Genomic DNA, 25,953 nt, shown 5'->3' with positions numbered 1-25,953 from the left:
AATATGCAAATATCTTTTCAATGAATTAAATAAGCCCTAAATCTTTACAAAACGCAACAAGTTGTTCATTGCTTGTAATCTGAAGCTCTTCTTTCAGGCTATTCAGTTTTTTCTCCACACTGCTTAGACTATTGGGTTTGATATTGTTATTTTGAAGATAGGTAGGAATATTCTTTTGCAATACTCCTTGCGAGAGAAGAGAAACAAGGACAATATCGTACTCTGTAAATTCATAGCTGTTCAACTGTTTTACATCTTGTCTAAGATCAAGGGAAAGATAGTTTTTATGGTCATAAACAGAAGCGATGGCTTTTTTCAGTTCTTTAGAATCATTTCTTGCTTTACGAACGAAACCATTGATTCCATACTCTTTAAAAAGGGAATCTATAACACCAGATTTGTGCTCCGCAGAAAAAACTATAGTTTTCAGTGAAGGATGGATTTCCTTAATAGCCCTAATGAGTTCTTTGCCATCTTTAATATTTTGTTCACGATGATCTTCTTCATACTCAAGATCAGTAATCAATAAGTCATAAAGGTCTTTTTCGCGGATGGATTTTTGAATCTTTGCTAATGCATCATCACAATAGTAAACATAATCTACATTGGAAATATTAAGGTCTTCAAGTGTTTTTTGAACAGAAATACTACTGCTTTCGTGGTCTTCGGCTATTAAAATTTTTTTGAACATTCTTTTTTCTTTTTTAAGAAGTGGGAAATGAAATGTACACTTTCAGTCCCTTTTCGGTTTTAGTGTCAAAAATAACGGTACCCTTAATTTTTTCAATACGGGAAACCGTATTTGTTAACCCGTTTTTATGAATAATCTCTCCCGGAATACCAATTCCATTGTCTGTGTACTGAATTTGTATAAGGTTGTTATTCCTTTCAAATTTAAAAGCGACAAGAGTAGCCTGGCTGTGCTTTTTCATGTTCACCAAGAGCTCCCGGATTACCTGATAAACTTCGTTTTGGGTAGAATCACTCACATTGCTCCATATATTTGGACTATTTCCAGCCAGATAGGTTTTAACGATATCATTCTTAAAAGAACCGATAAGAACCGAAATTTTTTCATGAAACTCAATCTTATCATTAGAGTCAGCTTTATCATAAGAAATATCACGGGACTTTTCATAGACAAATTCCAGTTCATCAAGGGCTTTATCCCTATCAAAATGTTCCTGATTTTCAATTTTGGTCATTACCTGATAAATTCCGTTGGCTACCACATCATGAACCTTTTTGGAGAGCTTGAGCTCGTTTTCTTTTATTTTTGATTCGTTTTCTTTTTGTAACCTTTTCTTTCTTCTTTTATAGTAGAAGAAACCTCCGATTACAATAAAAGATAACGCTCCTAGACCTATATTTCTTTTAAAAATTTCGACTTCGTTTTTTGCGTTTTTTACCTTTAGCTGTTCAGATCCAAATCTTTCAAAAGCAAACTGACTTTTAGATTTGTTGCGGGCTACCTGTAAGCTGTCATCTAAATCCTGATATTGTTTGAAGAATAGCTTTGTGTTTTCGGGTGTTTCTAGAAGAATTATTTTTTGCAAAGCGACTAATTTATCGTCAGGAATTTTAATTTTTGAAGAAAGGGCAAGCATTTTTTTTGCATAGAATATAGATCTCTCTGGGTTATGATCTTTGAAAAAGTCAGACAGATGAGAATAAGTTGCATTTAATCCAGAAACATCATTCATGCTGTCTCGAATTTTTAATGCTTTAAGTAATTCTGGTTCAGCGTTATATTTTTTGTTATGTAAAAACTTTGTATAGGCTAAATTATCATAAGCCATAGAATATAAAATTGGGCGTTTTATCAAATTTGGGTAAGATAGAACTTTGTTAAAAGTAATTATTGCAGAATCAAATTTTTTTAAAAGAGTAAATGAAATAGCTTGATTATTAAGTTGCGTTAATTTGTAGATTGAATCTTGAGAAAAGGTAGCAGCTTTATTGAAAAAGGCAATTGCTTTGTTATAGTCTTTAAGTTTTTGAGAGGCTATTCCTAAATTATTATAGTTTGCAGAAAGTTCGGCAGAGTCCTTTTTTTTATCTAAATACTTAATTGCAGATAAAGCTGTTTCCTGGCTGCCATAGTAGTCTCCTTTCTCACACTGAATAATTCCCATGATGACCAGGCTATTTCCGGCAAAGGAATAATACCCCTTTTCAATCAATTCGTCCTTTGCTTTATTGAAGTAGGTGAAAGCACTGTCACTTTGTGAAGCATCATAAAAATCATAGGCTTTATCATAGGTTGCTCTGTCAATTTTAGAGATCTCTTTTCTATGACAAGAACAAAGAAGAAGGATGAATATGATGTGAATAAAGTTTTTCACGGTTTTCTTTCAAAAATAATAAAAAAAGCGAAAGAATTTCTTTCGCTTTGCTATTTACTTTCTTGGAGGCGGCGTTTGTCCGGTTTCTCCTGTTACAGGTCCTCCATCATCTGGAGTAAGTGGTACCGTTGAATAGGTTATTACTGTACCAGAATCCTGGTTATTATGAGTTGTTGTATCTGCGTTATTGTTTGAAAATGTTAAGCCTAGTAACATTAATATGAATTGGATCATCTTCTTAAAAATTTAAAAATTGAGCATTTCTGTAGTTGCCGGCGAAACTGATCACAGGTAGAGCTACACGAGTAAAAAATTTGAAGCGCTTCTAAATTTTTGGGAAGTGAACCTTCAAAAACGGAGGAGAAACATCTGCTTCCCAACCCGGAGTTTTACCTCCGTTTTATCTGGTGATTTTGAAATCAGTTTTGTAAATTTGTTTTTGTAATGTTTTGTTTGTCACTGATTTCTGAAGCAAAGATGCGACAAAGCGTGACGCAGGTGTTAGTCACGTTTTGGACTTTGAAGGACACGGAATGGACACGGGAGGCTTTATGGGAATCCGTAATGGGGTGTGATTAGGAATCGCCTATTTTGTAATGACCGAAAAAACTATATATGACCAAGAAAAAGCTACTAATTCATGAGGTGTTTAAGAAAGCACAAAAAGACTTTCCTGCCACGAGTACAAAGAGTGGTCTATCTTCTGCACTCTCTGATTATTTTGATGAGAACTTAAAATTTATGATTAACGAAAGATCGTTTGTCAGATATCATGATGCATCCATACGTGATAATAGAGACCCTGATATAAAAGATGTTTTAATTCTTGATAAACTTAGTCAGTATCTAGGCTGTACAGACTTTCTTGATTTCTCCAGAACATTTGTAAAGAATGATGAAGATGCCAATAAAACAACAGTGAAAATAAAAGTGGATGAAGATGAAGAGTCTTTAACAGAAAAGTTGTCTAATATTATTATCAATATAACAAATGAGCAGCATTTTAAGATGCCGGAATTTGTAAAGCAAAATGGATTGGGGATTGTTGGAATTTTCCTTATTGGAAGTGTTTTGATTGGAAATTACTCTGCAGGAAGCAAAAGTAAGAATAGCAGTGCGCCATTAAGTTTTTTCGGGGGATTTGCCAATGAGCAAAACTGTATGTTTTGGGAGGATAATGAGTATAAGTTGATGAATTGTGACGATAAGAATCCCCAGCGAAGTGCTATTCCTAAGGATACAATTCAGCTGAGGTATTTTAAAAGGATCACAAGAAAGGATACTCTTACGGTAGGTAACGCTTTGGGAAAGACATGGTACTCAAAATTCAATGGGAATGTAGAGTTTTTCACAATGGATGGTGTAGACCCGGATAATGGGCGGGAGCTAAGGGCTTCAACGGCTTATATTATTCAAAAATATGCTCAATAAAAAAAGCGAAAGAATTCTTTCGCTTTATACTTGATTGTTATATTACTCTGCATTCAGCATTCCCAGTTCACCAAAATATTTTTTAAATTTTTGGATCTTAGGGCCTACTACTGCACTACAGTAGGGTTGTGTAGGGTTTTCATTGTAATATCCCTGATGGTATTGTTCAGCAGGCCAGAACTTTTCAAATTGAGCTAATTCTGTTACATAGGTACCAGCCCACCTTCCTGATTCTTGAGATACTTTGATCGCTTCTTCAGCTTTTGCTTTCTCAGCATCATCTTTATAATAAATTACAGAACGGTATTGAGTTCCGATATCATTACCCTGTCTGTTCAGCTGGGTAGGATCATGTAGGAAGAAGAATACATCCATTAATTGTTCATAGGAAATGATAGCAGGATCGTAAGTGATCTGTACTACTTCTGCGTGATCTGTTTCTCCTGTACACACTTCTTCATACGTAGGATTTTCCTTATGTCCTCCGGAGTATCCTGAAATAGCAGATTCCACACCTTTCAAGATATTGAAACAGCTTTCTACACACCAGAAGCATCCACCGCCAAATGTGATTTGCTCTACATTATTATTGCTCATTGTAAGTTGATTATTTAGTATACTTATATCTTTCTTTTATCCACTCAAAAGCGAAAAAAAACTAATCAAAAGTATGAAAAACTTTAGGGAATCTAAATACAAATAAGTCTAATTTTTTATACAATTGAAGACAAAATTTGGTGTCAAATTTTAATGTACTATTTGTAAAAAGGGAAGTGTTTATCAATAAGAAACGCAGCCAATGTTGACTGCGTTGATGATTTATTTTATAAGTTCAGTTATTTTTCCCAAACCAAGGCGCTTGCTCCCAAGATAGCTGCATCTGCCTCGTCCAGTTCACTGAACACTAGTTTTACTTTATTTCTAAAGATAGGAAGGAGGTTTCTCTCCATATGAAGCTTGGCAGGCTTTAAGATAAAGTCTCCAGCCTTGATCACTCCACCAAATAGAAGAATAGCCTGCGGTGAAGAAAACATTACAAAATTAGCTAATGCTTCACCTAATTTTTGTCCCGTATATCTGAAAACTTCAGTAGCAATCGGGTCTTCTTTCATGGCACATTCATACACTGTTTTAGAATTAATTTCGTCTTCAGGGTATTGATTCAGCATAGATTCAGGAAATTCTGCTCTCATTTTCTTGGCAGTGATGGTAATTCCTGTTGCAGAAGCGTATGCTTCCAGACTTCCTTCGGATCCTGTACTCCAGTGCTTTCTTCCGCCTGGCTTTACAATAGTGTGTCCCAGTTCTCCGGCAAAACCATCATGTCCATAGATCAGATTTCCGTTGGCGATGATTCCGCTGCCAACACCTGTTCCCAGAGTAATCATGATGAAGTCTTTCATTCCACGTGCAGCTCCGAAAAGCATTTCTCCCAAAGCAGCAGCATTAGCATCATTGGTTACAGTACAAGGCAAATTGAATTTTGCCGTCATCAGCTCAGCAAAAGGAATAACACCTTTCCAGGGTAGGTTAGGGGCTAACTCTATGGTTCCTTTGTAATAGTTTGCATTGGGTGCGCCTACACCAATTCCGTCGAAGTGCTTTTCTGTACCATGTTTTTCCATCAAAGGAGCTACATGTTCATACAATGCATCGATAAAATCCTCTACTTTATCATAGGCATCAGTTTTAAGGTTTCCTTTATCCAGAACTTCTCCACGGTGGTTTACAATTCCGAACTTAGTATTGGTTCCGCCGATGTCAACTCCAAGGGCAACTTGTTTTGATAAATCTATTAATGACATTTCTATTATTAAATTCTAGGGGCTAAAATTATAAAAAAGATTGTATTAATAGATTATTAACTGGGTTTTATTTAATATGTTAAACTGGTTTTGCAGGTTTTTTCTTTTTTCTTCCCCACCAGATCATAAATCCAGTTACCGGAAGAGAGGCACAGATAATACTTACAATAAAGGCTATAATCTTTGTAGGAAGCCCTAAAATAGCTCCTACGTGAATGTCATAATTGGCATTCACAACCTTTTCACCAAAGTTTTTGTCTTTTGGATCGTGAGTGTGAAGTAGTTCTCCGGAATTTTCGTCAAAGATCAGGCTGCTGCTTTTGTGATATGAGTAGGTAAGATGTTTTACATATACCTCAAAGTTAGGGTGTTCATGGTCATCCATATGCTCGTGGCCTAAATCAATGGCAAAACCATAAGAATCTGGATATTTCTCCTTAACAGTATTGATGATCTTATCCAGTGTTGTTTCTGTTCTCAGTTCTATAGGAGCCTTTGTTTTGATGTGAGAGAAGTCAGGATATTTTGTTTCCCCTCCGGAGAATAGAACATAAATCATTGCCTGTACAACAAAGAATGCATAAAACAATCCGGTAATGGAAAAGATAAGCGCGAAAATTGAAGCATAAAAACCCAATACATTGTGAAGATCATAGTTCTTTCTTTTCCAGCTTTTGATATTTTTCCATTTAAAAGAAAAACGCTGCTTTCTTGCTGCCTTGTTTTTGGGCCACCATAGAATAATCCCGGAGATCAACATGATGATGAAGATAATAACAGGTATTCCCACAACATATGTTCCCCAGTCCTGCTTCAAAAGATAGCTCCAGTGAATCATCTTCACAATATTGAAGAACCCGTTTTTCTCATCATAAACCCGAAGTACCTTTCCGGTATATGGGTTTACATAGGCTTGTTTATAAATAGGAAATTCATCAAAATAATTCCAGGCATCCGTATTATGTTCATACCAGAAGAACATATAGGACATTTTTTTATCGATGGGAATATTGACCCAATGGATAGGGTACTTTTCCTTTACCTGATCGGCAACAGCCTTTTCCATAGCTCTGATGGGAAGGATCTGCTTCTGTTCAATATTCTGTTCATGATGGTAAATAACATCTTTTCGGGTGATGTTTTCTACTTCATCCTTAAAAACGTACAATGCTCCGGTAATAGAGATAATAAAGATTAGAAATCCTATTCCCAGCCCAAACCATAAATGCAGTTTGGCGGACCATTTTTTAAAGAAACCCGGTTTCTTTTTATGATGATTTTTCTTCATATTACAGTAAAAAGTAAAGCAAAGATATGCTTTGCTTTTTATTTAGTTTAATTAAAATTTATATTCAATCATGAATGTTCCTCTCAATCCAAGAGCATTTGTGAAATCACTGTCTCTTGCGGTCCACCATGAAATAGCAGGCTGATACACTTTGTTGAAAATGTTTTCAACACCTAATGATAGTCTCCAGTTATTGTTAACCTCATAGCTTGACTTGAAATTGAAAACGGTATACTCAGGAACATATCCTTCTCCATAACCATACAATCCCGTTTTGGCATTAGGGTCGAATCTGTTTTGCTGGAAAGAGTGCAGCATATCAAGGCCAATGGATAAAGTAGGAATAGGTTTTGCCTGAACATAGGCCAATACTTTAGGTGCAGAAATTCTGCTGTTGTTAATTTTTGTAGAATAATCACCATCATCTTTTACTGAGGTAATTCCCTCCATCCAGCTATAGCTTCCACCAAACTGAATCCATTTTGTAGGGGTAAAATGTAAAAATCCTTCAACTCCGTATACAATTTCGGGAGATCTCTGAATCATTAGTGCTCTGTCCGGGCTTTGTACAAACGAAGCTCCTAGTTTTGAGGTGCTCACATAGGATGTCAATTCATAATTAAGCCAGTTAGAAAGCTGCCCCGTAGCACCCAATTCATAGTTATTAACGATAATTGGTTTAGTTTCCAGGTTTTTAATAGTTTCGGAAGTAGAGTTTCTTAAGATTCTTCCCAGTTCATTGATAGAGTAGGCTTGAGAGAAACTCGCAAAAAGATTGATATAAGGCTCAATATTATAGCGAACACCAATATTTGCAACCAAAGCATTATAATCAAGTTTTCCACCGGCTACAGGAATACTTTTTGTGAAAGTTCCATCACTTTTAAGGGTAGAAAGCGTATTGAAGTCATCTACATTTACTTTGATGTTTTCGTAGCGAAGTCCTCCTTTGATGGTTAATTTTTTAAACAGATCAATTTTGGCCAATAAGAAAGGCGCAATATTGGTCATGCTCATATTAGGAGTCCAAAAACGTCCGTCTTCCAGCTTTTGTACAGTTTCATCATTCAGAATGTCAGCTCCGTAGATGATTTCTCCCTGAGAGTTGGCTGAATTCCAAAGCTGGGTATCAAAATTGAATCTTGCTCCTGCTTTTTTTGAAATTACATTAGACTGTCCACCATTGAAAAAGGTATCGCTGTATCCGTAAACGGTTTTGAAGTCCTGATAATAAAGATTGATATTCAAAGAAGTTCCTTTAAAAAGGTTCTTATTGTCATAGCTCACTCTGATGTTGTGGTTTTTCGGGGTTCCCTGAGGCGTTGTTTCCAAACCTTTTCCAATTCCCTCACCGATGGTAGGTGTGATGCCGTATTTCCCTGTTTTTAATCCTAAGCTCAGATCTGATCTTGAAGAATAGCCAATATAAGAGGCTTCGATTCTTTGGTTTTCATTGATGTCATAGCCTATTTTTAGCAACCCGTTGTAATTGTCCATCTTAGCAATGCTGTAGGTAGGGCTTATCATAACGCCATCTCCATCTTTTGTATATCCTGTTCTTTCATAGGCTAATGAAAGGGTATAATCAAATTTATTGATCTTTCCAGATAAAAGCTGGCTAGCTCTTACTCCTAAAGTACCACCATAAGGTTGTCCTGTAAAACCAATCTGTGAAATTCCAGAGATTTTTTTATCTGTTTTGTTTCTTTTCGTAATATAATTGATAATCCCTCCGTCTGCTCCGTTTCCATAGATGGAAGACGCTCCTTTGATCACTTCAATTCTTTCAATAGCTGAAGGGTCTATTGTCCTTAAATCTCTGGCTCCGTTACGAAGTGGGGTAGACTGTGGAACTCCATCAATCAAAACCAAAACCTGGCGTCCTCTTAAGGTTTGTCCGGAATTGGAAGTCTGTCCAGAATTGGTTCCTAAACTGGGAACGGTATATTGTAGGATACTCGTGATATCTGAATTGACCGTCAATTGAGACTGAATCTGCTTTTCTCCTACGATTGTAATAGAGCTTGGAACTTCTTTTATGTTTTCCTTTTTTCTGGAGGCAGTCATGACAACCTCGTCTACATTTTTAGTTTGTAAACTATCTTTTACCTGAGCAAAAACGGTAGTAGTTCCTAAGCAGGCAGCTGATAAAAGCACTTTTTTCATTATATTTTCTTTCCTTGTTTCTTTCTTTTTCCCCACCAAACCAAGAATCCGGTTACAGGGAGTGATGTACATATGAGGCCGGCAATAAACCAGATGATTTTTCCAATGATTCCGAAGTAGGATCCGGTATGGATATCATAATTGGCATTAGAGTATTTCTCGGCAGTAATGAGTTTGTGATGAGGTTTGTTGGCTAGTAGTTTTCCGGAATATTTGTCAAATGTCAGAATATTTCTTTCACTGTATCTTCCATCAAGCCCGTATACGGTTACCGGAAGGCTTTTCAGTTCTTTTCCTTTTTTATTCTTTCCGTTTAGATTAATTCTGAAGCTGGATGATTTTGCATATAATTTTTCTGTCTGTGCCGCAGCCAGATCAAAAACAGCTTCATTCTTCGCCATCAGGGAGTCCGGAGATTTTCTTTCTTTTTCTTTTGGAAGTTCCCAAGAGCCGGATAATGCAAATGTGAACGTATTTTTTACGTAGGGATAGGCAAAATAAAGCCCTGTAATACATAATAATAAAGCGATAAACGATGCATAAAATCCTAATATATTGTGAAGATCATAGTTTTTACGCTTCCAGTTTTTTACATTTTCCCAATTGAACCAAAAACGTCCTTTTCTGGCATTTTTATTTTTAGGCCACCATAAAATGATTCCTGTAATCAACATAATGATAAAAAGAACGGTTGGAATTCCTACGGTATATGGACCCCATTCTGAGTTGAGCAAAAGTCCCCAGTGGATATATTTCAGAATATTGAATACATCATATTTTTCATCGTAGACTGCAAGGATTTCTCCAGTGTACTGATTGACATAGACTTTCTTGTTGATGAGTACCTGCTGAAAATAGTTCCATCCCTTTTTGCTTTTTTCATAGTATTCAAACTGATAGGACTTGGTTTTATCCAAAGGGATTTCTACAGCACTGATAGGATACTTTTCATTAAGCTCCAGTGATACTTTTTCACGAAGCAGATTAATAGACAGTGGCTTTGTTCCGATGTCTTCTTTTTTCAGATGAATGGTTTCTTTGCGTATACTATTCTGTATTTCATCCTTAAAAACATATAAAGTCCCTGAAAGAGAGACTATAAATATGATGATACCAACGGACAAACCAAACCACAAGTGTAGTTTGGCAGACCATTTCTTTGCCGGAGAAACTTTCTTTTTATGGTGACGTTTATTTTTCATAGCAAAAAGTTAACCCCCGAGAGGGTTAACCTTTATTTTTTTAGAATTTATATCCAATTGATATTCTGAAATTTCTAGGGGCATCTGCCTGATAATAATAATAACCGGCATATGGCGAACCTGAGTATAAATATCTATTGAAGATATTAAAAACGTTCAGATTTACTCTGAATTTTGAATTTTCCCAAGAAGCACCTGCGTCAAATTTTACGTAGTCAGCCATTTGTAGGGTATTTGTACTTCCCCAATTCCAACTGCTTCTGTCTGCCATGTAGGTTCCTCCGAAGCTTAATCCAAATCCTTCAAGGATATTATCACTAAAAGTATAATTCAACCAACCGTTGGCTGTATGTTTTGCATATCCGGGAACTCTGTCTCCTTTTTTAGCGCTGGTTGTTGTTTCTGTATATTTGTTTTCTGTAAATGCGTAATTAAAAATAGCATTGAATCCTTTTACAATCTCTCCTTTAAGGTCAAATTCTACTCCCTGAACTCTGGTTTTTCCCAATAGAATAGAGTATTTTCCATTTGGATTATCCGTAAGATCCGGATCTCCTGTAATTTCATTATTTTTATTGATATTATATAATGAAAGGGTAGTGTTCCATTTTCCTGCGAACCAATCTTTCTTAACACCTACCTCGATATTGCTACCTGTTAATGGTGAAGCCGTTGTTCCATTTCTGAATAGCCCTGCCTGTGGTACGAATGACTGATCATATAATGCATATGCAGAAGTATTTTGATCAATGGAGTAGCTTAATCCGATACGAGGGGTAATTCTGTTGGCTTCAGCTTTTGTTCCGTAATTTACTTCTTTTACGTTTGTGTAACGAGCTGCTAATGTAAGTCTTAAGGCATCGTTAAAGAAACCTAATTCATCCTGAAGATATAAACCTGTATACCTTTGATCTATTGTGCTGCCGGCTCCGGCTCTTACAGAAAGAGGAGTGCTCTTATCAAAAGTCTTGTAGGCTGTAGTATTATTAGGGCCGGAATAAGCTAGGTTGCCCGGAATATTAATGTCATAGTTACTGGTATCTATATTATACCAATATCTGTAATCTTTATCTTTATTGTTTACTGCGTCATAATCACCATTGGCATTATATTTATCTAAATTGTATCCTTGTGACCAGTCTGCCATATATTTTTTGCTTCCTAGGTCAAGACCTGCTAAGATCTTGTGAGAAACACTTCCTGTTTTTACAAATCCGTTTAGAAAAACCTGCCCGAATTTCATTGTATTGTCCGCTTCCCAGTAATTTAGACGACGAATCATATGATTGCCCTCAAACATACTTGGCCAAAGGTCGCTTCCCATTGTGTATTCGTTCACATACGTTAATTGGGAAGTTAATTTCCAGTTTTCGTTGAATTTATGCTGTAAATTAACATTAATGGTATTATTATCAACCTTTGTAGGGTCAATACCTGCGTCTGTAAGTGTGTATCCAACCGGTTTTGCTTTATAACCCTGAAAACTGAATACATAGGCAGAACCTACTTCAGACATTTTTGCCTTTTGGTAGATATACTCTGCAGTTAAAGTTGTTTTATCACTAAGTTCCACTTTCAACGATGGATTAATGATGTATCTGTCATTGAATTCGTAGTCTCTGAAACTGTTCTTATTCTGAGCCATTAGATTCAATCTGAAAGCCACTTTATTGGTGATTTTAGTATCTATATCAGCCTCACCTCTGTACATATTGAAACTGCCTAGCGTTATTCTTGCTGTTCCGTTAAGAGCATTTCCGGTAGGTTTTTTAGTAACGATATTGTAAATTCCGCTTGGTTCTCCATTTGACATTAAGAAACCTGATGGTCCCTTGATAAACTCAATATGATCTACGTAGCTCATATCCTCACTTAAAGGTCCCCAAGTTGACGTTACATTAACTCCGTTCATGAAAGCGGCAGCTCTAGCTCCTCTCATATTCACTCTCGTATACATATCCCCCCAGTGTTCCAGCCTTTGGGCTCCGGCAACGTTTCTTAATACACCGTCACTTAAAGTAGTGACTTGCTGGTCTTCTAGGGCTTTGTTGGTGATGATTGAAATGTTCTGAGGAATTTTGATAAGCGCTTCATCCAATCGAAGAGAAGAAGAACCCTGCTTTTCTACATATCTTTTATAATATTTTCCGTTGACAACTACTTCTTCAATATTATTAGATTTAATCGTGTCTTTTTCCTGAGCAAAAATTAACATGGAAGTTAATAATGCTGCTCCTATCGTCAGTTTTTTCATTGTTTATATAAGGGGTAGTAAATTATTGTAACAGTTTAGAATTTATAAGTTAGGGTCCCCACAGCATTGATGAGTCTCTGTGGATTTGCCGTTGTATACCCAATCCAGTAATGTTGATTGGTAAAGTTGTCTACCTTTACCCCAATTCTGAATTTTCCGGCGTCATAATATGCACTGGCATTTAGGACAACGTATGATGGTAAAGTAAATACTTCTTCAGTTTTAGCCGTCGTATTGAAAGTATTTACAATTTTATTTTCGCTGGCATAATTTCCTCCAACTCCGAATCCTAGCCCTTTAAGTTTTCCATCTAAAAACTGATAGCTTGCATAGAGGTTAGCCAAATAAGGTGATCCGGAAGTATTTGGTCTTCTGTTGAGAACAGATTCATCAGACTGTGTGTATTTTGAATCATTGTAGCTAAATCCGGCAATTGCGGTAAAACCTTTTAGTAAATAAGCGTTGATTTCAAGCTCAACACCTCTGCTTACAATTGTTCCATCCTGCACTTGTGCATTAGGAGTATCTACAGTAGGAATGTTTCTTAAGACATCTTTTACTCGGATATTGTAATAACTGAAAGTAGAAGATACTTTTCCGTTAAATAGATTGGTCTTAATACCTCCTTCCATTTGATTAGCCTGTTCCGGAACAGGTGTTCTTGTTGCCTTGGAAGCATCTGTATAATAATTCAGGTTTTTAAAGCTATTCTGATAATTTCCAAAAACAGAAACCTTATCTTTTATAAGCTCATATACAATTCCTAGTTTAGGAGAGAAAAACGTCTGATTTAATTTTTTGTTTTGCTCAGGATCAATCGCGTTTGGTTTGCTAACGTAATTGTCAACACGTAATGCCATTAATACATTAAGGTTATTGGTAACGTTTAATACATTTGAAATATAAACAGCATAGTTCTCCTGAATTCCTTTGATAAGATATGGTTTTTCATTTCCTGCTATGGCATTGTATTGTGCCTGTAATGCAGTACCATTAAAATTAGTATAATCAAAACCGGGCTGATGTAATGGAACAGGAATGGAGTTTCCTCCTGCATCTTTATCAAAACCATTGACATCATAGAAATTCTGATCATTGTTTACTCTTAAATAATCAAACCCTAAAACCACTCTGTTTCTTAGATTTCCAATACGGAAGTCTCCATTAAAGTTTTGTTGAAAATTGAAAGACTTTTTTCTGCTATCTCTTGTAGATTGATCACTTCTGTACATGCTGGTTGCATCATCTCCGGAAAAATATAAATAAGGCATAAATCCGTTAGAATAACTGGATGATGTACTAAAGTTTGTAGAAGATGTAATAGAATTTGAAATTTGATAATTAACCTGTCCGAAAAAGTTGATACTTCTTCCGGTGTTGGTAAGGTCTTTCCCTAAATATGAATTTTTATAATCAAGATTAAGGTCTTTTACATTCTTTACCTTTTGCAGATATTCACCAGAGTAGAAGAAAAACGTCTGGTCACTCATATTTTTCATTTGGAAAAGCTCCATATCAAGATTGATGCTCAAACGATCTGTAGGTTTATAGCTTAAACTTGGAGCAATCGCCAAATTTCGTCTGAATCCCTCTGTCTGGAAAGTTCCTTCGTTTGTATAGGCAGAATTTAAACGGAATAATAGTTTCTTATCTTGGGTAAGAGGAGTATTGATGTCTACTGCGGCCCTGTAGGTGTCATAGCTACCACCAGATAAACTGATATTTCCTCCAAAAGTCTGATAAGGTTTTTTGGTAACCCTGTTGATTACACCTCCATAACTTGAAAGCAGACTTCCGAATAATGTTCCTGAGGGGCCTTTCAATACCTCCAGTTTTTCCAGATTAATGGCGTCAATCGTTCCTGTTACAGCTCCTAAAACACCATTTCTTAAAGAATTGGCAGATACAAAACCTCTTAAACTTACATAAGCGCCACCATCACCCGCTCTTCCGTTGGAAGTCCACATAGGTTGTAGACCTGGAATGTTTTTGAGAGCATCGTCTGCTGTATAAATTCCTTGATTTTCTAAAATGACTTTATCTATACTTGAAAAAGATTGTGGATTTTCAATAGCCTTTAGAGGCATTTTATTTGAATATTCACTGTCTTTTTTTATATATGAGTTAATGAGAACTACTTCTTCAATGCTTTTTGTATTGGTAGAATCTTTTTCTTGAGCGAAGGTCAATATTGGACCAAGCATTGAAGCACAGATCAGTACATTTTTCATGAAAGTCAAATTTTCTGCAAATATATTATTTTTAAGTATTCTAAATAAATAATATGCTTGATATTTATCATGAAAATAGTATATATTGAATAGCAAAAAACCGCTCCGGCAATGCCAGAGCGGTTTTGTTATCATATTAGTAATTGTTTTCTTAAGCTGGAATTTCTCCTTTGTATAAGAAAGAAACAATTTCTTTGTTCAATTTATCCATCATTTCGCTGAATAAGTGGAAAGATTCCTGTTTGTAAATAACAAGTGGATCTTTCTGCTCATAAACAGCCCCTTGAGAAGATCTTCTTAAATCGTCCATTTCACGAAGGTGAAGCTTCCAGTTTTCATCAATGATTGATAAAGTAATGTTCTTTTCAAAATCGTTGATTAAACTTTCACAGTGAGTATCGTATGCTTCTTTCAGATCAGCTACAATAGTCATTGTTTTGTGCCCGTCTGTGAAAGGAACCTGAATCATTTTAAACATTGAACCTTGATTTTGGTATACATTCTCAATGATTGGGAATGATTTTTCCTTTAATAGGTTCAGCTTCATCTTATAATCCTCCTGAGCAGCATTGAATAAGATATTAGTTAAATCCTGAACAGTTTTATTATTAAAATCATTCATAGAAACCGGAGATTCCATTGTGAACGTTTTAATGATTTCGTATTCAAAATCCTTATAATTTCCAGTAGCTTTTCCTTTCGCAACGATAGAATTAGAAACATCGAAAATCATATTTGTAATATCATATTTCAAGTGGTCTCCAAATAGAGCATTCTTTCTTCTCTTGTAGATTACATCACGCTGCTTGTTCATTACGTCATCATACTCAAGAAGTCTCTTTCTTGTTCCGAAGTTGTTTTCTTCTACTTTTTTCTGAGCTCTTTCAATAGACTTACTGATCATGGAGTGCTGAATAACTTCACCATCCTTATGACCCATTCTGTCCATCATTTTAGCAATTCTTTCGGATCCGAATAAACGCATTAGGTTGTCTTCAAGAGAAACATAGAACTGAGAACTTCCAGGGTCTCCCTGACGTCCCGCTCTACCTCTCAACTGTCTGTCAACACGTCTTGAGTCATGTCTTTCTGTACCGATAATTGCAAGACCTCCTGCTTCTTTTACCTCCTTAGAAAGCTTAATATCCGTACCACGACCTGCCATGTTGGTTGCAATAGTTACAACTCCCGGCTGTCCTGCTCCTGCAACAATCTCAGCTTCTTTCTTGTGAAGCTTCGCGTTCAGTACCTGGTGTGGAATCTTTCTTAATTGAAGTGCCTTTGAAAGCAACTGAGAAATTTCAACAGACGTAGTACCTACAAGTACAGGTCTTTTTGCTGCAGTTAATCTTTCAATTTCCTCAATTACAGCGTTATATTTTTCTCTATTAGTTTTGAAAACTAAATCTTGTTTGTCATTTCTTAAAATAGGACGGTTGGTTGGAATTACCACAACATCTAATTTGTAGATTTCCCAAAGCTCACCTGCCTCTGTTTCAGCAGTACCTGTCATCCCCGCAAGCTTATTGTACATACGGAAGTAGTTCTGAAGGGTAACTGTTGCAAAAGTTTGCGTTGCAGCCTCAATTTTTACATTTTCCTTAGCTTCAATAGCCTGGTGAAGACCGTCTGAATAACGACGTCCCTCCATGATACGTCCTGTTTGCTCATCAACAATTTTTACCTCACCATCGATAACTACATATTCATCATCTTTTTCAAATAATGTATAAGCTTTCAATAGCTGGCTCATGGTATGAACACGTTCTGATTTTTCAGCAAAATCAGAGAAAAGTCTTTCTTTAGCCTCGAATTCCTCTTCTTTAGATAAGTTTTTAGCTTCTACTTCAGCAATTTCAGTCCCAATATCAGGAAGAACGAAGAAATTAGCATCAGAGTTACCCTGAGACATATATTCAACACCCTTGTCTGTAAGGTCAACCTGATTGTTCTTTTCTTCAATAACGAAGTAAAGATCCTTATCTACAATCGGCATATCACGGTTGTTATCCTGCATGTATTGCGCTTCAACTTTCTGAAGCAATGCTCTGTTTCCGCTTTCCGATAAGAATTTGATTAATTGTCTGTTTTTAGGAAGACCTCTGTAAGCCTGAAGCAATTTGAATCCTCCTTCTTTTGTGTTTCCTGCAGCGATTAGTTTTTTCGCTTCATTGAAGATTGCGGAAACTGTTTTTTTCTGAACTTCAACAATTCTGTCGATTGAAGGCTTTAGAACATCAAACTCCTGTCTGTCTCCCTGAGGAACCGGACCGGAAATGATTAATGGTGTTCTTGCATCATCTACCAATACAGAATCCACCTCGTCTACGATAGCAAAGTTCAATTCTCTTTGTACCAATTCTGTAGGTGAAGTCACCATGTTATCTCTCAAATAATCGAAACCAAATTCGTTGTTGGTTCCATAAGTAATATCTGAGTTGTATGCTTTTCTTCTTCCGTCTGAGTTCGGTTGGTGGTTATCAATACAGTCAATAGACATTCCATGAAACTGATAAAGAGGTCCCATCCATGCGGAGTCTCTTTTTGCAAGGTAGTCATTCACTGTTACAACGTGAACCCCTCTTTCAGGAAGTGAATTTAAGTAAATAGGTAGTGTTCCTACCAAAGTTTTACCCTCACCGGTTGCCATCTCTGCAATTTTTCCGCTGTGAAGAATAATACCTCCGATAAACTGAACGTCATAGTGGACCATATCCCAAACTACAGGAGTTCCGGCAGCATCCCATGAGTTTTTCCAAACAGCTGTGTCTCCTTGAATTTCAACGAAATCTTTCCCTGCAGAAGCAAGTTCTCTATCCCAATCACTTGCCGTTACACGGATTTCTCCATTCTGAGCCCATCTTCTTGCGGTTTCTTTTATCAATGCAAAAGCTTCCGGAAGAACCTGAACCAGGACTTTTTCTTCAATTTCGTATGATTCTTTCTTTAAAGACTCAATTGTTGAGAAAAGAGCTTCTTTCTCGTCAACGTTTGTTGAGTTTTTTATCTGCTCTTTAATCTGTTCTATTTGAGCTGTGATCTTACTGGTTGCAGATTTTATATTCTCTTTAAACTCAGCAGTTTTTTGTCTCAAACCATCATCCGACAATTGTTGGATGTTTGGTTCTACAGCCTTGATTTTTGTTACAACTTTTTTTACTTCTTTTAGGTCCTGCGCTTTTTTGTCTCCCAAAAACCCTTTAAGAACTTTGTTTAAAAAACTCATAAATTTTTTGCTTTATGCTTAATGCAAGATGCTTTAAGCGTTTTAAATGACACGCTTATCGTGTAAGTTAATATATAAAAAGGGCAAAAAAGCTCTAAGCACGCAGCCTAAAGCTTATCGCTTTATTAATATTCGTCCTCGTTCCAAAGGAAATCCTCGTCCGTAGGATAATCACTCCATACTTCCTCAATAGATTCATAAATTTCTCCTTCATCTTCGATTGCCTGAAGGTTTTCAACTACTTCCATAGGAGCACCAGTTCTGATTGCGTAGTCAATAAGCTCTGCTTTTGTCATTGGCCAAGGTGCGTCACTTAGATATGAAGCTAATTCTAATGTCCAGTACATAATTTTCTAATTTTTTGCAAAAGTATAAAAATAGGTTGTATAATAAACTTTTTTATACTTGATTTTCAATTCTTTTTATAATTTTTTCTTATAAATGACTGTCACCAACTGCAAGGCAGCCATGTCAGTAATTTACTTAATGTCGTTTTCTCAAAAACCATTCCACAAATTTTTTTATGCCATTTTGGAAGTCTGTGGAGGGTTCATAGCCTATTAAACCCTTTGCTTTTGTAATATCTGCATTGGTTTTTGTGACATCACCCGGCTGCATTGGCAGATTTTTTCTGACAGCAGTCACGTTCATGGCATTTTCTATGGTTGCAACCATGTCGTTTAGGGTGATCACCTGATTTTCTCCCAGATTAAGGATTTCATAGACATCAGAATTCTTTTCCAGATAAAGAATAGATTTGGTCACGCCATCAATAATATCATCAACATACGTATAATCTCTTGCTGTATTTCCATCTCCGTAAAAAGGGATTTCTATTCCCTCAGAAATAAGTTGAGTGAATTTGTGTATGGCAAGATCTGGGCGTTGTCTTGGTCCGTATACTGTAAAGAATCTTAGCTGGATCATATCAATATGATAAAGCTTATGATAAACATGTCCCAGAATTTCTCCACATTTCTTGGTAGCAGCATAAGGAGAAATAGGATTATCTACATTATCGGTTTCTGAAAACGGAGTCTTTTCATTATTGCCATAAACACTTGATGAGGAAGCACAAATGAATTTTTTAATATTAAAATCCTTGCAGAGTTCCCAAAGGTTCATGGTACCGCGAACATTCACTTCTTCATACTCCAAAGGCCTTTCGATAGAAGGGCGAACGCCGGCTAATGCTGCCAAGTGGATCACCATATCAATAGAATGGCTTTTAAAAATATTTTCAAGTCCTTTTTTATCTCTAATATCTTGATAATAAAGGGTGTAATTGTGAGAGTTAGAGAAGGAAACTAGGTGCTGAATATCAGTCTCTTTGTCAGAGAACTCAAAATCCGAAATTTTATCAATTGACTCTAAAGTGTTTTTAATTTTTATCTGATAGTTGTAGAAATCATCAAAATTGTCAATGTTTATGACAGAATGTCCATTTCTTAATAATCGTTCAATTAAATGGGAACCAATGAACCCGCTGCCTCCTGTTATAAGATAAATCATCTGTGGTTTTATTTATACAAAAATATAAATTTTACTTTTTGAAAAATATAATCATTAAATTTACGTAAAAAAGTAATATAAATATAATATGCAGTTTCAAGGGCAAATATTAAAAATGACAAACTACGATGGAAAACCTATCCAATATTATCTCAATCTTTCAGGGGATTTGATCCACATGAATGAGTTGTTTGGAAAGGAGTTAAGCATTAAACATGTCGGATTCCAGTGCGTAAATTGTGGTGAGAATAAACCTATTTACAGAATGGGATTCTGCAAGAGTTGCTTTTTTGAAAGTCCCTATGCAAGTGATACCATTATCCGTCCGGAGCTTTCCACAGCACATTTAGGGGTGGCAGAGCGTGATCTGGAGGTTGAAAAACAAATTCAGCTTCAGCCCCACACCGTTTACCTTGCTTATACTGGTGATGTAAAGGTGGGAGTAACCAGAAATACTCAGATCCCAACAAGATGGATCGATCAGGGAGCAACCTTTGCATTACCCATTGCAAGAACAGAAAATCGTTATGAAGCTGGGATGATAGAAGTTGCACTAAAGGATCATTTACAAGATAAAACAAACTGGAGAAAGATGCTTCAGGATGATTTTGAGGGAGAGATAGACCTTGCGGATTTCAGACAAAAGATTAAAGAGTATTTTCCTGAAGATTTTCAAAAGTTCTATAGTGAGGGAGAAGAAGTGTGGAAATTTGATTATCCTTTTGAAAAACCAGAAAAGGTAACCTCATTTACCTTAGATAAGAAACCTGAATTTACAGGGAAACTTGTTGGTATTAAAGGTCAATATCTTGCATTTGAAGGGGGGAACTTTATCAATGTAAGAGGACATGAGGGCTATGTAATCGAATTGGCTATAAAAAATTGATCCTAATTTAAGATACATTAAACCAAATCACAATATGAAAAAATGGGTTAAAAGACTATTAATAAGTTTCGGAATTCTGGCAGGATTACTTCTTGCTGCGAATTTCGGACTGAATATGTGGCTGAAAACCCAACTTCCAAACTATATAAAGAACAATACAGACTACAAGGTTTCCTATAAAAATCTTGATGTGGATCTAGGAACAGGTAATATCCTTGCGACAGGAATTTCTGTTAATAGTAAAGATCCGCAAAATACCAATGTTTTAGGTCTTCAGGGGACGGTTGATACCTTAAAGATTAGCCGCTTCGGAATCTATGATGCTATTTTCAACAAAAAAATAAGCTCTTCCGATCTCTTACTTGCCAAACCCAACTTAAATGTAATTCTGGCTCGGCCTATTGATCGTAAAACAGGTAAGAAAAAGAATCCGTTTTTATTCGAAAATATAAGGATCAATGATGGATCTGTAGCTATTTTCAGACATACCAAACAGAAGTTGCTTTCTGTACAGAAACTCAATCTATTTGTAGAAAATCTACAGATGACGGAAGAATCTGTGGAGAATAAATTACCTATTGTCTTTGATAGATACAGTATAAAAGGAGAAAGCTTTTTCTTCAGACCGGATAATATATATGCTGTTACTATTCAATCCATTAATACAGCTGACGGACAAATGTCAGTTAAAAATTTAAAGCTGCTTCCACTGTTGTCCTTTGAGCAGTTTAAGAAATATTATCCTAAAAAAACTCAGCTGTTTGAGTTTTCTATTCCTGAAATGAATTTCAAGTATGTGATCTTAAATAAAAATAAAATTTCTTTGGCAGATGCAGACTTCCAAAATCCTGTTGTTATCGTTTATAATACCGGAGTAAAAAAAGCTAAAAAAACAGAGAAGTCATTAAATTTTGAGATTAATTTAGAGAATATAAGACTGAAAAATGCTATTGCTCAAGTCAATAAACCCGACGGAAGCAGACTTTTATCTGCTGGAAACCTGAATTTGAATATCAATAAGCTGATATTTAACAAAGAAACCTCAGAACAGGTTATTCCAATAGGATATAAGGATTTTACGTTCTCAGGAAAGGATATTACCTATTCCAATCATCAGAATATTAGTATTGGAAGTGTTGCATTGAAGCCTACCAATGGAGAGCTTAGGAATATTTTATTCTCTCCAAATTCTGTTGCTAATGGAAAAACAACATTGGATTTAAAATCTAATCACATTGCCTTTAATATTAATAAACTAGAATTCATCAATAAAAAACTGAATCTGGATATCAAGGATTTCCTTATTGAAAATCTAAACGGAACCATCAAGGCAGGAGAAAATAAGCCGAAGAAAAATGCTGATTCAGGGATCATAGGATCTGTTATCATAAGAAAGACTTCATTAAAAAATTCAAATCTTATTTATGATAAAGGAAAGGAACCATTGGCATTCCATGATCTGAATGCTACGATAAACGGTATCGAAATAGCACCAAAAGGCAATAATCAAGGTCTTTCTTTTAAAGTAAAGGATTATTTTCTGACCACCCGTAATTTTGCTTATAAAACTCAGTTTTATAATATCAGCCTAGGTCTTTTAAAATTGAATAAAAATAAAGTCCAGATCAATAATTTTGCAATGAAACCTCTCGTTTCGAGAGCTCAGTTTATCAAAATGATACCTGTAGAAAGAGATTTGTATGATTTAAAGATGGCACAAGTAACTGCTGAGGGAGATTGGGATCTGTTTTCCAACAATAAATCCATCAATGCTTCTCATGTTACAATTCAATCTGCAAATGCCAATATTTTTAGAAGCAAAATTCCAAAAGACGACCCAAAGGTGAAAGCTTTGTATTCTAAGATGCTTAGATCCATTAAAATCCCCATGAATATTAATAATCTGGATCTGAAAAACTCGGTTTTAGTCTACGAAGAAGATACTCCAGAAAGTATGGGGCCGGGGAAACTAACGTTTGGCAACTTTAATATGAACGTTAAAAACCTGAATTCTGGCAAAGCAAAAGGAAAACCTACTAAGGTTGATATTAAGATTAATTGCTCATTCATGAATTTGTCGCCACTTTCCGTCAACTGGAATTTTGATGTTGCAGATCAAAATGATGCTTTCACTATTTCAGGTAAAACGACTAATCTTCCGATGAATGGGATTAATCCATTTATCAGGCCCTATCTTCATGTGACGGCTACTGCCGGAACTATTCAGGAAATGTTTTTTAATTTTAAGGGAAATCCAGCCGGTTTACATGGGACATTCAACTTAAAGCATAAAGACTTAAAGATTGCTGTTTTAAATAAACATAATCATGAGAAAAAAGGCTTTTTGACGGCAGTTGCGAATGTTTTCTTAAAGTCAAATTCAGGAAGTTTTCCAGAATCAGTTGCCGTAGAAAATGTAGAACGCGATCCTACAAAATCCTTTTTTAATCTATTTTGGAAAGGAATTGAACAAGGCTTGAAGAAAACTCTGATTGGGAAAAATGTTGAAAAAACAGAGGCAAAAGTAAAGAATGCCGTTTCAACAGTAAAGGAAATGAAGCAGTCGGTAAAAGAGATTAAGAAAGAAATAAAAGACTCAAAAAGTAAAGAAGCTACTCCGAAAGCTACAGCAGAAGTTGAGAAAAAGAAAGGTTTTTTCAATAAAATATTTAAAAAGAAAGAGGAGACTGAAGAAAAATAATCTTTTAAACCATTAAATGTATTAATCCTTAACTTATTATGTCAATTATTAATAGAACCTGTTGTTTTGTTTTTTAATCAAAACGATCTTAATGGTTTAAAAAATTAATATTTGTATTATCTTTTAATAATTGAATTCATCACTATCCAAAACAGGAATATTTCTAAGGAATTCATCAAATTTTTCACCAGGATAATTGCTGTCTGCACCATAGGAATCAATGATCATTCCACGGTTTCCTGCACCATCTTTTAATACATATAATACAGCATTGTCATCCGGATTGCTGTCTCCTTCAAAACGATAAGTTTTTAGGATCACCAATTCAGAGGGTTGGTAGACTTTATCAGAATTTTCAAATTTCATTTCACAGTTCTCATTCATTCTGAATTCTCGCTTAATCCCCCTTTCAGAGAGCGTTTGCATGACCTGGCTTAAAGTTGTCATTTTATCGCTGCTTTCTGTATTTTCCATAATAATATTTTTGTTGTTAAGTGCAATAATTAAACCATTGCTTTTCTAAAGATAAGAAAAATAACACATTAGAGTTTTCTTGAAAATGGAGGTTAATGTTAACAAAATTTATAATTTAGAAAAATAAAATAGGTACACTTTTTGCAATGCTAACGATAATAAATCAAAGAAAATATGAAAAAAGAAGTTGGAGTTTTGCTGGCAGGAGGAGTTGGTCTTTTGGCAGTATTAAGCTTAATAGGATTAAAAAAGATATTAACTAAAAAAGACAAAAAATATAGTGATACCTATTCGGATTATCACAGACACTTTGATGAAAAGAACCACGACGATGAAACACACGGAGTGGAATTTTACGCGCTGAAGTAGTAAAAAAATATATTTAATTATGTTTAATCCAACGCTTTTGAAAGTGTTGGATTTTTTTTGTGGAAAACTTTAATGTTAAAGTTCATTATTTTATAATAATTCCATTCTAATTTTACATCAGAATGAAAAACGAAAACTTCATAAAAGGTCAGGGTGCTCAGCGGAACGTAGTCAATCGTTTCGACAAGTATACCTATGAGCCTGAAGATGAAGATTTCGAAACCATAAAAACTACTTTCACCGAAGTTTTCCCGAAAACGATTGTCAATCAGGTTAAAAGTGAAGATCTTCCAATGGAATATTCCATGAATCCTTATCAAGGATGTGAACATGGTTGTTCCTATTGTTTTGCAAGACCTACCCATGAATATTGGGGGTATAGTGCCGGAATTGATTTTGAAAGAAAGATCATGGTGAAGAAAAATGCACCTGAATTATTGGAAAAGTTCTTTCAAAAAAGAGGATATAAAGCGGCGCCAATTTTACTGTCTGGTAATACAGACTGCTATCAGCCGGCTGAAAGACAATTCGAAATCACCAGAAAGCTACTGCAGGTTTGTCTTGATTACAGACATCCTGTCAATATTCTGACAAAAAATGCAATGGTCTTAAGGGATTTGGATATTTTAAAACCCATGGCGGAGCAAAACCTTGTTTCTGTTTCATTAAGTATTCCTACTATTAATGAAGATTTGAGGAGGAAAATGGAACCAAGAACAAGTTCCGCAAAAAATAAACTAAATGCCATAGAAATTCTCACTGAAAATAATATTCCCGTACATGTCATGGTAGCACCTATCATTCCGGGACTCAACAGTGATGAGCCTTTAACGATCCTTAAAACAATTGCTGATGCTGGAGCTTTAAGTTTTGGATATACCATAGTTCGGTTAAACGATACAGTAGAGCCTGTTTTTGTTAACTGGATAGAATCTCATTTTCCAGACAGGGCACAAAAAGTGCTTAATCTCATCCGTTCCATGCGCGGAGGAAAACTAGGAGATAAAAGATATTTTGAAAGACAGAGAGGAGAAGGGAATATTGCAGACATGATTCATACAACCTTTAAAATAGGAAAGAAGAAGTTCTTCGAGGGAAAAGAGTTTCCTAAGCTTTCCACCTCTAATTTTACTGGAACACGAGATCAGCAACTGAGATTGTTCGATTGATATGATTTCTTAAAAGGCTTATCTATTATATATAGTATAGGTGGATTTGTCATTTCCAACCGTTTTTTATTACTCGTATATCATATATTTAGTATATCCTATTTCTTAGGAGCTATTCCTGCTATCCATTTCTACTCCTCGCTGCAGCGCATTCCAAGCCTCAAACCCACCCACTCTCCAATGTAAGCTGTGGGGTAACCATTCCTATCAGGGCTAGGGGAGGGAATTATAAATTATAAATGATGATTTTCGGGTTTCGTGTTTCGTGTTCCTGTTTTTTGGTTTTGAAGTTACAATTCTAGGTTTTAGGTTATGAATAGTTGTATTCCGTATCATCAACTTTCTCTCTTATCTATATTATACCATCATCCTCTGTGCAAATCCGTGCTCATTGTGGTTGATGATCCTGTCAACGAATAATCATTATCCTCTCCAGATAATCATCCAGACTGTAAAAATTCAATAGAAACGGGTTTTAACCCGTTTAATAAAAAGAAAACGTTCTTGTTGGCTTTAGCCCAAACGTAAATAAAGAATATTTGTTTTTAGAAAAACCTCTGCTATTATATATAGGTATACCTTTCATTATACATTATACATTATACATTATACATTATACATTTATCCCATCCTCAACCCCTCCCAAAACACTCTCCGACCCTCCAACTCTGATACTCATCCGTCACCCATGCATTCTCTCAAACATTTGTTTAAAATTTTTCTCTCTGCGTTCCAGTGTCTTAAGGTAAAATATGAACTGGATATGAATTTTATGTTAAATAAGTTTGCGAGTTGTGGTATAAGTTTCTATCTTTGCCCCACTGAAAACGAGAGTACATTCAGTAGCGCAGAAAGCCTTTAGATAGGCGTAAACATAATAGACTACGAAAGAAC

The 25,953-nt window shown here is 35.6% G+C and carries 19 protein-coding genes; 5 read left to right on the top strand and 14 right to left on the bottom strand.

Annotated features, from left to right (window positions below; translation table 11 throughout):
• Nucleotides 1-25: 25 nt before the first annotated feature.
• Genes C1638_RS10325 through C1638_RS22170 form a run of 3 tightly spaced genes read right to left on the bottom strand, consistent with a single transcriptional unit; the run spans nucleotide 26 to nucleotide 2,561 of the window.
• Nucleotides 26-691, bottom strand: a complete 666-nt coding sequence (locus C1638_RS10325) for a response regulator (protein ID WP_109620707.1) — start codon at nucleotides 689-691, stop codon at nucleotides 26-28.
• Nucleotides 692-704: 13 nt separating this feature from the next.
• Nucleotides 705-2,345, bottom strand: coding sequence for a tetratricopeptide repeat-containing sensor histidine kinase (locus C1638_RS10320; RefSeq protein ID WP_109620704.1), 1,641 nt, complete (start codon nucleotides 2,343-2,345; stop codon nucleotides 705-707).
• Nucleotides 2,346-2,399: 54 nt separating this feature from the next.
• On the bottom strand, nucleotides 2,400-2,561 hold the full coding sequence (locus C1638_RS22170) for a hypothetical protein (protein ID WP_165826525.1): 162 nt from the start codon (nucleotides 2,559-2,561) through the stop codon (nucleotides 2,400-2,402).
• A gap of 399 nt (nucleotides 2,562-2,960) precedes the next feature.
• Between C1638_RS22170 and C1638_RS10315 the strand changes: the two genes are divergently transcribed.
• A complete protein-coding gene (locus tag C1638_RS10315; protein WP_109620702.1) occupies nucleotides 2,961-3,776 on the top strand; it encodes a hypothetical protein in 816 nt (271 codons plus the stop codon).
• 42 nt (nucleotides 3,777-3,818) lie between these two features.
• Here the strand turns inward: C1638_RS10315 and msrA are convergent, their stop codons facing one another.
• From msrA to C1638_RS10265, 10 genes are all read right to left on the bottom strand, one after another.
• A complete protein-coding gene (gene msrA, locus C1638_RS10310) occupies nucleotides 3,819-4,373 on the bottom strand; it encodes a peptide-methionine (S)-S-oxide reductase MsrA (RefSeq protein WP_165826524.1) in 555 nt (184 codons plus the stop codon).
• A 239-nt stretch (nucleotides 4,374-4,612) separates the two neighbouring features.
• The gene (locus tag C1638_RS10305; RefSeq protein WP_106917700.1) at nucleotides 4,613-5,581 is read right to left on the bottom strand and encodes an ROK family protein; all 969 of its coding nucleotides are present in this window, start codon (nucleotides 5,579-5,581) and stop codon (nucleotides 4,613-4,615) included.
• Nucleotides 5,582-5,660: 79 nt separating this feature from the next.
• Complete coding sequence (locus C1638_RS10300) at nucleotides 5,661-6,869, bottom strand: PepSY-associated TM helix domain-containing protein (RefSeq protein ID WP_109620698.1); 1,209 nt, start codon at nucleotides 6,867-6,869, stop codon at nucleotides 5,661-5,663.
• Between the two features lie 51 nt (nucleotides 6,870-6,920).
• Complete coding sequence (locus tag C1638_RS10295) at nucleotides 6,921-9,035, bottom strand: TonB-dependent receptor (RefSeq protein ID WP_109620696.1); 2,115 nt, start codon at nucleotides 9,033-9,035, stop codon at nucleotides 6,921-6,923.
• Nucleotides 9,035-10,237, bottom strand: a complete 1,203-nt coding sequence (locus tag C1638_RS10290; RefSeq protein ID WP_109620694.1) for a PepSY-associated TM helix domain-containing protein — start codon at nucleotides 10,235-10,237, stop codon at nucleotides 9,035-9,037. Before C1638_RS10290 ends, C1638_RS10295 begins: the two co-directional genes overlap by 1 nt.
• A gap of 40 nt (nucleotides 10,238-10,277) precedes the next feature.
• Nucleotides 10,278-12,491: a TonB-dependent siderophore receptor gene (locus tag C1638_RS10285; protein ID WP_109620692.1), complete on the bottom strand. Its 2,214-nt coding sequence runs from the start codon at nucleotides 12,489-12,491 to the stop codon at nucleotides 10,278-10,280.
• Nucleotides 12,492-12,526: 35 nt separating this feature from the next.
• Nucleotides 12,527-14,722 carry a TonB-dependent siderophore receptor gene (locus tag C1638_RS10280; RefSeq protein WP_109620689.1) on the bottom strand — a complete coding sequence of 732 codons (2,196 nt, stop codon included), beginning with the start codon at nucleotides 14,720-14,722 and terminating at the stop codon, nucleotides 12,527-12,529.
• 151 nt (nucleotides 14,723-14,873) lie between these two features.
• Nucleotides 14,874-17,948 carry a preprotein translocase subunit SecA gene (gene secA, locus C1638_RS10275; RefSeq protein WP_109620687.1) on the bottom strand — a complete coding sequence of 1,025 codons (3,075 nt, stop codon included), beginning with the start codon at nucleotides 17,946-17,948 and terminating at the stop codon, nucleotides 14,874-14,876.
• A gap of 125 nt (nucleotides 17,949-18,073) precedes the next feature.
• The gene (locus C1638_RS10270) at nucleotides 18,074-18,295 is read right to left on the bottom strand and encodes a DUF2795 domain-containing protein (protein WP_002662059.1); all 222 of its coding nucleotides are present in this window, start codon (nucleotides 18,293-18,295) and stop codon (nucleotides 18,074-18,076) included.
• A gap of 136 nt (nucleotides 18,296-18,431) precedes the next feature.
• Nucleotides 18,432-19,460, bottom strand: coding sequence for a GDP-mannose 4,6-dehydratase (locus C1638_RS10265; protein WP_109620685.1), 1,029 nt, complete (start codon nucleotides 19,458-19,460; stop codon nucleotides 18,432-18,434).
• 88 nt (nucleotides 19,461-19,548) lie between these two features.
• Between C1638_RS10265 and C1638_RS10260 the strand changes: the two genes are divergently transcribed.
• Complete coding sequence (locus C1638_RS10260; RefSeq protein WP_109620683.1) at nucleotides 19,549-20,346, top strand: DUF2797 domain-containing protein; 798 nt, start codon at nucleotides 19,549-19,551, stop codon at nucleotides 20,344-20,346.
• 34 nt (nucleotides 20,347-20,380) lie between these two features.
• A complete protein-coding gene (locus C1638_RS10255) occupies nucleotides 20,381-23,047 on the top strand; it encodes an AsmA family protein (protein ID WP_109620681.1) in 2,667 nt (888 codons plus the stop codon).
• A 123-nt stretch (nucleotides 23,048-23,170) separates the two neighbouring features.
• On the opposite strand, the gene C1638_RS10250 is transcribed toward C1638_RS10255, so the two are convergent.
• Nucleotides 23,171-23,521: a hypothetical protein gene (locus C1638_RS10250; RefSeq protein ID WP_109620679.1), complete on the bottom strand. Its 351-nt coding sequence runs from the start codon at nucleotides 23,519-23,521 to the stop codon at nucleotides 23,171-23,173.
• Between the two features lie 174 nt (nucleotides 23,522-23,695).
• Between C1638_RS10250 and C1638_RS10245 the strand changes: the two genes are divergently transcribed.
• Nucleotides 23,696-23,890 (top strand): hypothetical protein, encoded by a 195-nt coding sequence (locus C1638_RS10245; protein ID WP_076352774.1) that lies wholly within the window; start codon nucleotides 23,696-23,698, stop codon nucleotides 23,888-23,890.
• 122 nt (nucleotides 23,891-24,012) lie between these two features.
• Entirely contained in the window at nucleotides 24,013-25,059 is a 1,047-nt protein-coding gene (locus C1638_RS10240) for a PA0069 family radical SAM protein (RefSeq protein ID WP_109620677.1), read from the top strand.
• Nucleotides 25,060-25,953: the final 894 nt, after the last annotated feature.

It is taken from the genome of Chryseobacterium oncorhynchi, from assembly GCF_002899895.1.
In the GTDB taxonomy this organism is placed as follows: domain Bacteria; phylum Bacteroidota; class Bacteroidia; order Flavobacteriales; family Weeksellaceae; genus Chryseobacterium; species Chryseobacterium oncorhynchi.
Note: the sequence above shows the minus strand (reverse complement) of the source record. Positions and strands in the feature narration are given on the sequence as shown.

Coding starts and splice junctions, on each gene's coding strand:
- C1638_RS10270 (WP_002662059.1), bottom strand. CDS start 18,295: ATGTACTGGACATTAGAATTAGCTTCATATCTAAGTGACGCACCTTGG.
- C1638_RS10280 (WP_109620689.1), bottom strand. CDS start 14,722: ATGAAAAATGTACTGATCTGTGCTTCAATGCTTGGTCCAATATTGACC.
- C1638_RS22170 (WP_165826525.1), bottom strand. CDS start 2,561: ATGTTACTAGGCTTAACATTTTCAAACAATAACGCAGATACAACAACT.
- C1638_RS10295 (WP_109620696.1), bottom strand. CDS start 9,035: ATGAAAAAAGTGCTTTTATCAGCTGCCTGCTTAGGAACTACTACCGTT.
- C1638_RS10250 (WP_109620679.1), bottom strand. CDS start 23,521: ATGGAAAATACAGAAAGCAGCGATAAAATGACAACTTTAAGCCAGGTC.
- C1638_RS10300 (WP_109620698.1), bottom strand. CDS start 6,869: ATGAAGAAAAATCATCATAAAAAGAAACCGGGTTTCTTTAAAAAATGG.
- C1638_RS10290 (WP_109620694.1), bottom strand. CDS start 10,237: ATGAAAAATAAACGTCACCATAAAAAGAAAGTTTCTCCGGCAAAGAAA.
- C1638_RS10265 (WP_109620685.1), bottom strand. CDS start 19,460: ATGATTTATCTTATAACAGGAGGCAGCGGGTTCATTGGTTCCCATTTA.
- C1638_RS10260 (WP_109620683.1), top strand. CDS start 19,549: ATGCAGTTTCAAGGGCAAATATTAAAAATGACAAACTACGATGGAAAA.
- secA (WP_109620687.1), bottom strand. CDS start 17,948: ATGAGTTTTTTAAACAAAGTTCTTAAAGGGTTTTTGGGAGACAAAAAA.
- C1638_RS10305 (WP_106917700.1), bottom strand. CDS start 5,581: ATGTCATTAATAGATTTATCAAAACAAGTTGCCCTTGGAGTTGACATC.
- C1638_RS10285 (WP_109620692.1), bottom strand. CDS start 12,491: ATGAAAAAACTGACGATAGGAGCAGCATTATTAACTTCCATGTTAATT.
- C1638_RS10325 (WP_109620707.1), bottom strand. CDS start 691: ATGTTCAAAAAAATTTTAATAGCCGAAGACCACGAAAGCAGTAGTATT.
- C1638_RS10315 (WP_109620702.1), top strand. CDS start 2,961: ATGACCAAGAAAAAGCTACTAATTCATGAGGTGTTTAAGAAAGCACAA.
- msrA (WP_165826524.1), bottom strand. CDS start 4,373: ATGAGCAATAATAATGTAGAGCAAATCACATTTGGCGGTGGATGCTTC.
- C1638_RS10255 (WP_109620681.1), top strand. CDS start 20,381: ATGAAAAAATGGGTTAAAAGACTATTAATAAGTTTCGGAATTCTGGCA.
- C1638_RS10240 (WP_109620677.1), top strand. CDS start 24,013: ATGAAAAACGAAAACTTCATAAAAGGTCAGGGTGCTCAGCGGAACGTA.
- C1638_RS10245 (WP_076352774.1), top strand. CDS start 23,696: ATGAAAAAAGAAGTTGGAGTTTTGCTGGCAGGAGGAGTTGGTCTTTTG.